Annotated in this window: 7 protein-coding genes and 1 pseudogene; 3 read left to right on the forward strand and 5 right to left on the reverse strand. The window is 68.4% G+C overall.

From position 1 onward, the window contains the following. Positions 1-108 precede the first annotated feature (108 nt). Together A5700_RS03115 and A5700_RS03120 are read right to left on the reverse strand one after the other, a co-directional pair. Positions 109-1,653: an allophanate hydrolase gene (locus A5700_RS03115; protein WP_068070861.1), complete on the reverse strand. Its 1,545-nt coding sequence runs from the start codon at positions 1,651-1,653 to the stop codon at positions 109-111. Beyond that, positions 1,643-3,049, reverse strand: coding sequence for a TIGR00366 family protein (locus tag A5700_RS03120; RefSeq protein ID WP_068070863.1), 1,407 nt, complete (start codon positions 3,047-3,049; stop codon positions 1,643-1,645). The genes A5700_RS03115 and A5700_RS03120 overlap by 11 nt, the downstream gene beginning before the upstream one ends. Before the next feature lie 347 nt (positions 3,050-3,396). On the opposite strand from A5700_RS03120, the pseudogene A5700_RS24960 reads away from it, so the two are divergent. From A5700_RS24960 to A5700_RS03135, 3 genes and pseudogenes are all read left to right on the forward strand, one after another. Next, a pseudogene (locus tag A5700_RS24960) lies at positions 3,397-3,609 on the forward strand (helix-turn-helix domain-containing protein); the annotation flags it as partial. 217 nt (positions 3,610-3,826) lie between these two features. After that, positions 3,827-4,639 carry a MerR family transcriptional regulator gene (locus tag A5700_RS03130; RefSeq protein ID WP_068070864.1) on the forward strand — a complete coding sequence of 271 codons (813 nt, stop codon included), beginning with the start codon at positions 3,827-3,829 and terminating at the stop codon, positions 4,637-4,639. Next, positions 4,636-5,409 carry an SDR family oxidoreductase gene (locus tag A5700_RS03135; protein ID WP_255377871.1) on the forward strand — a complete coding sequence of 258 codons (774 nt, stop codon included), beginning with the start codon at positions 4,636-4,638 and terminating at the stop codon, positions 5,407-5,409. The genes A5700_RS03130 and A5700_RS03135 overlap by 4 nt, the downstream gene beginning before the upstream one ends. Positions 5,410-5,852: 443 nt before the next feature. On the opposite strand, the gene A5700_RS26480 is transcribed toward A5700_RS03135, so the two are convergent. The 3 genes from A5700_RS26480 to A5700_RS03145 form a co-directional block, all read right to left on the reverse strand. Then, entirely contained in the window at positions 5,853-6,470 is a 618-nt protein-coding gene (locus tag A5700_RS26480; RefSeq protein ID WP_082960524.1) for a chitin-binding protein, read from the reverse strand. Between the two features lie 388 nt (positions 6,471-6,858). Continuing rightward, on the reverse strand, positions 6,859-7,434 hold the full coding sequence (locus A5700_RS03140; RefSeq protein WP_231973823.1) for a methylated-DNA--[protein]-cysteine S-methyltransferase: 576 nt from the start codon (positions 7,432-7,434) through the stop codon (positions 6,859-6,861). A gap of 41 nt (positions 7,435-7,475) precedes the next feature. Beyond that, the gene (locus tag A5700_RS03145) at positions 7,476-7,979 is read right to left on the reverse strand and encodes an RNA polymerase sigma factor (RefSeq protein ID WP_068070866.1); all 504 of its coding nucleotides are present in this window, start codon (positions 7,977-7,979) and stop codon (positions 7,476-7,478) included. Between the last annotated feature and the right edge of the window lie 34 nt (positions 7,980-8,013).

Raw genomic sequence — 8,013 nt, forward strand, 5'->3', positions numbered from 1 at the left:
TTTTAACTCGATATTCGAATGCTCGAATGCAGGCGCCCGAGCGCGCCATCCATCACGCGCACCGGGCGACGAAATCATTCTCGGTGCGACATTGTTCTGAATGCCGGATTACTGAGCCTCGGCGATCAGCCCGACGACGCGGCGCCCGTCCGCAATCTCCATGCCGGCCATCCTGGAGTGGGTCGGCAGCACCGCCGCCAGGCGGCCGAGTCCGGCCTCGGAGATCCGGAACAACTCGCCGCGCCGCAGGACGGTGTGCACCGGCCCAAGGTGACGGCCACCGAACTGTTCGAGCCGGGGGAAGTTGTCGAGGTCGAACACCACCACTTCGCATCCCTTGTCCACCAGCAGCGCCGGTGCGACACCGCTCAGCCGCGCAGCGAGGTCGACGGCGACCTGGTCGTGGAAGGCCGGGACGACGACCGTCACCCCGAACGGGGTCCCGCGCACCGTCGGCTCGCCCGGGACCGCGACCGCGGCCATGTCGAGGAGGTTGCAGAAGTTGGTGTACGTCCCGAGCCGCCGGTTGATCGCATGAGGCTCGGCCCGCACCTCGTCCAGGGTCGGGTGCTCGGTGGTCGTCGGCAGCAGCAGCCCGTCGAAGCCGGCCAGCAGCCGCGCACCCGCCGACCGCGCACACGCCAGCGCGTTCAGGTCCGCGGCGAACGCCACGCCGGTGACGGACCTTGCCGCCGTGATGACCTGTCGCACAACCGGATCCGCACCCGGGGGAGCGGTGTCGAGGAATTTGCCGACCGCGTCGTACCGCTCGGCGACGAAGGCACCGTCGTACAACAGCAGGGCCGCGTCGAGCAGAATCGAGATGTCGAGCGGTTCGACGGTCAACCCCGCCTCCGCGGCGCGCATGACGGTGCGCTCGAAGGCGTCCCGATAGCCATCGCTGAGGGCGGACAGATTGGCGGCGGTCGGGATGGCCACGCGCGGTGCGTCGGGCGCCGCGAGCGGAAGGTCGGCGGGCCAGGCGCGGCTGCGGGGATCGCGGGCGTCCGGTCCGGCCATCACGGCGGCCGCTGTGGCCGCGAGGCCGACGTCGGCCGCGAGCACGGAGACGGCGTCGAAGCTGGCGCAGGCAGGGACGACCCCGTGGGTGGGAACGATCCCCAGGGTGGGCTTGACGCCGGCGATCCCGTTCAGCGCGGCCGGCACGCGCACCGACCCGGCGGTGTCCGTGCCGACGCCGATGTCCGCGATGCCCAGCCCGACGGCGACGGCCGGCCCGGAGCTGGACCCGCCCGCGATCAGCTGCGGGTCACGTGAGTTACGCACGGCGCCATAGGGACTGCGGGTTCCGACCAGGCCGGTACCGAACTGGTCGAGGTTGGCCTTGCCGAGCACGACGGCCCCCGCGGCTTGCAGCCGCTCGACCGCGGCGGCGGTGGCGCACGGCCGGTAGGCGAACTCGGGGCACCCGGCGGTGGTCGGCAGGCCCGCGACGTCGATGTTGTCCTTAACGGCGACGACCAGTCCCGCCAGCGGCAGGTCGTCGCCGGCGGCGAGGCGTCGTTCGACTTGTGCGGCGTCGGCCAGCGCGTCGGTCTCGTCACGCAGCGCGATCCAGATTTCGGGCCGCCCTACCTCCGCGATCCTGCGGTAGGCGGCCGCGACGCGTGAGGTGGGGGAGTCAGAGGACATGAGGCGCGATCAGGATCGCCGCGCTAGATACCGCGAACCCGATCAGGAAGGCGATCACCGTAAATCCCATGACCTGGCGGACATTGAGCTTGGCGATGGCGAGCACCGGCAGCAGCCAGAACGGCTGGATCATGTTCGCGACGCCCTCGCCGTCGGCGACCGCCATCGACATCAGGCCGAGGTAGGCCCGCGAGTGTTGACCGACCGCCAGCGCCGAGTCCACCGCGATCGGGCCCTGCACCGCCCAGTGCCCGCCGCCGGACGGCACGAACAGCGAGATCAGCACGGAGCCGAGGAACGTGAAGAAGGGCAGCGTGTACTGGTCGGCGCCGCGCACCACGGCCTCGGCCAGCACCGTCTGCAACGCCTTGCCGGATCCGGTCGGCAGATAACCCAGGAGACCGACGATCCCGCCGTACAGGGGATACTGCAGGAGCAACGGGCCCGACACTCTGGCCGCGTTCGAGAACGCCCGGATGAAGCGGATCGGCGTGCCGTGCAGCAGGGCGCTGGTCACGGTGAACAGCATGATCATCGACGAGATGTTGAGCGCGAAGCCGCTCAGCGCGAAATACGCGATGCCCGCGACGAAGACCAGGACGTTGAGGATCCAGAGATTTTCCAACCACTCCGCGGGCGTGCGCTTGCCGGTCGGCGCCTCGGCCTGCGGCTCCTCCTCGAAGACCGCGGGGTCCGGCTCGAGAGCCTCCGACGGGGCCATGCGCCAGATCCCGAGGGAGAGCAGACCGACGACCACGAGCACCGCGACCCAGTTGTAGGGTTGAAAGACCGTCAGCGACAGCGGCACCGTCATATTGGTGATCTTGTGAATCACATTGATGGGGCTGGAGTTATCAGTGTTGGCGAGCGCGATGGACGACGACAGGCCCTGCGTCCACACCAGGTAACCCATGAAACCGGTCGCGATCAGATAGCCGAAGTGCGCACCCTCGAGCCGCTTGGCGACCTCGCGCGCGACGAGCGCACCGCCGACCAGGCCGAGCCCCCAGTTCAGCAGCGAGAAGGCGGTGCTGACGCCGAAGCACAGCAGCGCACCCTGAACCTGGTTGGTGGGCTTGCTCGCAATGGAGACGATCGCCCGTTTCAGAACGGGCGCCTCGGCCAGCGTGTACCCCGTCACCAGGACGAGCACCATCTGGAACGCGAACGTGAAGATGTTCTGCGGGCCCCAGACACCGCCGTACCACGCCTTGACGACGCCCGACGGGGTCGCGCCCCGCACGAGCAGCGCCACCAGCCCGACGACGATGAGGGTGAGGATGACCGCGAATAAGTACGGGTCGGGCATAAGCCGTTCGACGTAGCGGACGCACAGCCCGGTGAACCGTTGAATGATTCCCCGTCGTTCCCGCCGGGTTGGTTGCGTCGTCGTCATTTACTCCCTCGATCTTTCCGCCGCGTCGTGGTCACGTCGCCTTGACGAAACCCAACGCCTGGCAGGTTGCCAGCAGGTGAAATCCATGGATCCGACGGCGATGACAATAGGCGTTGCCTCCGCGAGCCACGGGCGACGGCCACCACCGGAGCGCCGAGGCAACACGAGCAATGGTGGCGAGATTCATTGCTGCTAAGCACGGTCTCGACTGTTAACCCTGCACATTCGATTCGTCCATACTCTGGCGATCGCGAAGCGCGGGGGAGTCGGGGCGCGTGAGCGCAGATCGCGGACCATATAGCTGTAGGCCAGCCTTTTCAACGCCGTTGAAATGATATGGTTCGCGGGTGCCGTCGCCCGGAAAAGCGATCAAGCGTCGGGGCAGGCGCCAAGGGGAGCCGGTATCGCGCGACGCGGTCCTTCGCGCGGCGAAGCGGCAATTTGCTGTGCATGGCTACGACAAGACGACGCTGCGAGCCATTGCTGACGATGCGCGAGTGGATCCGGCGATGGTCCTCTATCTCTTCCGGTCGAAGGCGGCATTGTTCCGCGAGTCGATGGCCTCGTCATTTGTCTGTGGCACAGGCCATTCGATCGACGGTGCCGATGAATTCGCCGTCTGCGTGAGCTCGGTGACGTCGCCGACATAGCGCGGCGAGTGCCGCGCAAACCCGGAAGTCGTGGTCATGTCGTCAGCCACGACTCGTCCCGACCCGCGAGTCAAAGCCGGCACACAAGTGTTGACCCTCCCCTGGGGAGAGACTTCACACTGAACCGGTGACCACTGCACTGTCGATCGGCGACTTCTCCCGAATGACGCAACTGTCGGTGAAGACGCTGCGGCATTACCACGAGGTGGGGCTGTTGGAGCCGGACCGGGTCGATCCGGCCACGAGCTACCGGTACTACGCACCCGAACAGGTTGCCACCGCCCAAGTGGTCCGGCGGCTTCGCGAACTCGGCATGCCCATCGCCGACGTGCGCGCTGTGCTGAGTGCCGCGCCGGCCGACCGGAACACACTGATCGGCGGCCACCTGAAACGGCTGGAGACTGAGCTCGCCGCCACGCGCAGCGCCGTCGAGTCACTGCGGGCCATCCTGGAGCGCCCGGCCGCACACGTCGAACATCGGAGTGTCGCAGCAGCATCCGCCGCCGTGATCGAGGAGACCGTCGATCGCGACGAACTGTTGCCGTGGTGGCAGGGCGCCGTGGGGGAGTTGCGGGGGACGGTGACCGCGGACACTCGGCTGACCCCCACCGGCGCGCCCGGGGCGTTGTTCGGATTCGACATCTTCTCCCGCGACCGAGGCAGTGCGACAGTCTTCATCCCGGTCGACGGTGAGGTGCGGCCAGTCGGCCGAGTGCGGTCCGCGATGATTCCGGCTGCCGAGCTGGCGGTCGTACACCACTGTGGTCCCCACGACGATGTTGATCTCGCCTACAGCGCACTCGGTGAGTACGCCACCCGTCACGAGATCAGCGTCGAGGGCCCGTTGCGCGAGTACTACGACGTATTCTCCTGGGACACCGACGATTCAGCACAGTGGGTGACCACGCTGTGCTGGCCGGTCTTTCGGGCCGACGCGTGAACGCGCTGCAGGGCCGTCGCGCCGTCGTGACCGGCGGGACAAAAGGCGCCGGGGCCGCGATCGTCGCCCGGCTGCGGTCGGCAGGAGCGCATGTGACCGCCGTGGCCCGTCATCGTCCCGCGGATGATTACGCGGCCGCCGACGATTTCGTCGCCGCCGACCTCATCTCGGCAGCGGACGTCGGGGCCGTCGCCGCCCATGTCCGTGACCGCGGGGGTGTACAGATCCTGGTTCACGTCGCCGGCGGGTCCGCTGCGCCGTCGGGTGGGTTCGCCGCGATGACGGACCAGGATTGGGCCGACGAGCTCAACCTCAACCTGCTGGCCGCGGTCCGCCTGGACCGAGCGCTGCTGCCGATGATGGTCGAAGCCGGCGCCGGCACCGTCGTACACATCGGATCGATTCAGAGTCGGTTGCCGCTCTACGACGGGACGCTCGGGTATGCCGCGGCCAAGGCCGCGTTGCGCGCCTACAGCAAGGGACTCGCCAACGAGTTGGCGCCCAAAGGTATTCGGGTCAATACCGTGTCACCGGGATTCATCCAGACTGCTGCGGCAGACGCCCTGATCGACCGGATCGCCGCGGCCGGCGCTGGCAGTCGCGAATCGGCGCTGGAATCTCTGCTGGCGGCGCTCGGCGGGATCCCCTTGGGCCGCCCCGCCCAGCCCGCAGAGATCGCCGAAGTGGTGGCGTTCTTGGTCTCGGACGCCGCATCCTCGATCGTGGGCGCCGACGTGGTGGTGGACGGGGGATCGGTGCCGACGGTGTAGGTCGTGACGACGAGGCGGTCCTCCCGTGCCGGTCGGCCCGCATCCCACGGCGGCGTCTTCATGACTGCACCACGCGATCGGGGTGGCAGATATAAGGACCGGAGCAAGCTCGGCGAAATCACGGCTTCTCGTCGGTCCTCATCCGCATGCGCACACGACGATGGATCGGCGTTGCCTTCTTCGACGACGCCTGACGCGCATACTGCGGCCCCGGTCGCAATGTCTTGTCGCGCAAGTCGATCCACTCTGCTTGGGTGTCCGTCGCCCAGCGGGGCAGCGGTACGCGCCGACGGCCACCTGCCGTCGACGAGCCACCGCCTCGACGGCCGCCTCCGATGAGACTTCCGTCCTGACAGCGGCGGAGCTGCGCGACGCATTTCGATGCGCCGAGCCACGGTGCCCGCTGCTCCTGCCCAGCGGCGGGCACCGTCTAACATGGCTCTTTACAGTGGAATCCAGACGCCGAAGAAGTTGAAGCCCCACTGGTTGAAGCCCTGATTCCACATAGGTGTTTCCTGGTATCCCCAGTAGTTGATGGGGCGACCCGTCCACCGGCCCCCGGGTGGGGGCATCGGCCCGCCCCAAGCCGGTCTCGGCGGTTCCCCCGCACCCCACGGCGCCGGTCCATCGCCCCAGGGTGCGCCGCGAAAGTAGCCGCGTTGGGCATCTCCGTGCCAGGGTCCGCCAGGACCGCCGGGGCCACCGGGCCCGCGGGCTCCAGGCCCGCCGGGTCCGCCGAACTGGCCGGGGCCACCCGGCCCGTGGGGGGCCGGACCGCCCGGGCCGCCGGGCCCGCGCTCGCCGAAGCCACCTGGCCCACCGGGCCCATGCTCGCCGAAGCCACCTGGCCCGCCGGGTCCGGCTGGGCCGTGGCCGCCTGGCCCGCCCGGGCCCCCAGGACCGCCGGGCGGGGGACCGGCGGGCCCGCCCGGATCGTGCGGTCCTGGAGCCTGCGGCGCCGATGCCGGATCAGCTTGCGCCACGGCGACTCCCACCCCCATCGCCGCCGCGCCAACGGCGCCGGCCAGCGTGAAACCGCCGACCACTTGTCTCAATTTCATGGTCGTACCTGTCTGTAAGAATTCCTCGGACATCCGCCCCCAACGGTTATTGAGGCTAAGCACTGTATGTATCGGTCAGCTATCGGCCGGAACCGTCGACTATCCGACCGAACACCCAGATACGGTGAATCCCGTTTTCTTGCAACGCTTTTCCCGAGTCGGCCGAATCGGCATGCCCGGCGGATCGTTGGACAATCGTTATCTGGAACAGCAACGCGTGCCCCACCACGATCGGTTCACACGCAATCCGGTCCCGCGCGCCGCGGCGTCACGCGGTAGACGCCCAAGAATCCCGCTGGGCGTCGCCAGCCTGAACTCCGTCCCATTGCCGCTGATCGAAAATGGTCGTCGTCCTGCTCACGTGGGCACAGGTGTTTTCGGATGTGGCTCATGCCGCGGCTTCCAGGCTCAGCAGGGTGCGTTTGGCCTCAACGCCGCCGAGGTAGGCGCCTAGGGCGCCGTCGCTGCGCACCACGCGGTGACATGGCACGACGACCGGTAGGGGATTGGTAGCACAGGCGCTGCCGACCGCGCGGACGGCCTTCGGGTTGCCGGCCAGCCGGGCCACGGCGGCATAGCTGGCGGTGTGGCCGTAGCCGATGTCGGGCAGCCGATGTAGCACCGCGGCGCGAAACCCCGCCGACAGTCTCCAGTCCAGGGGGACGTCGAAGCTGCGGCGCTGCCCGGCAAAGTATTCGTCGAGTTGGCCGGCGACGACATCGAGCCGGGCGGGGTCCAGCAGGATGCGGGGGCTGACCTTATCGGCCAGCGCCTGCAGGACGGCGTCGTGGCCTTCGATGGCGTAGGCGACCCGAATCAGACCGTGGTCGGTGGCCGCCAACAGCAGCGGGCCTACGGGGCTGTCGAGGACGCGGTAGGCAACGTCGAGGATGCCCTCGCCTTGCGCGGCGACCGCCAGGCGGGCGTGTAACGCGGTCAGTTGGTCGGCGGTGGGGTCCGTCATTCGCGCCAGGTCGCCGATGAGCTCGTCGGTGCCGTCGTTCATCAGGTGTCTCCTTTCCTGGACGTGCCGTCCTCGGGGTTACGGCGGTAAGTGCGTCTAAGTGCGGCGATGCCGTCGGCGGCGGAGCGCCGCGCGGCCGCGGTGGTGCCGCCGAGGATGTCGGCGACGTGGGCGTAGGGCAGCCCGGCCAGGTAGTGGTAGGCCACTGCGTGCTTCTGCTTGGTGGGCAGGCGGGCCAGCGCTGCGGCGAGATCGTGGTCGGGTTCGGTGGGTGGCACGCTGGGCGCCTCGGGCAGGGTGTCGGTTGGTATCGGGTGCCGGGTGCGGGCTCGGGTGATGTCGATGGCCTTGCGGTGGGCAATGGTCACCAGCCACGCTTCGATGTTGGCGTCGAGGGGTAGGTCGGGGTAGGCGGTCATCGCCGACAGGAACGTCTCCGACCACGCATCATCGGCGTCCACGGGTCCCAGGACGGCGCGGCACACCCGCAGCACCGTCCGGCCGTGGTCGGAGACGATGGTCTCGAAGGGCTGTTTGACTGTCACGGGGTGTAGACGTGTAGTGAGCGATTTTCGTGAG

The organism is Mycobacterium sp. E1214 (assembly GCF_001666755.1).
Taxonomy (GTDB): Bacteria; Actinomycetota; Actinomycetes; order Mycobacteriales; family Mycobacteriaceae; genus Mycobacterium.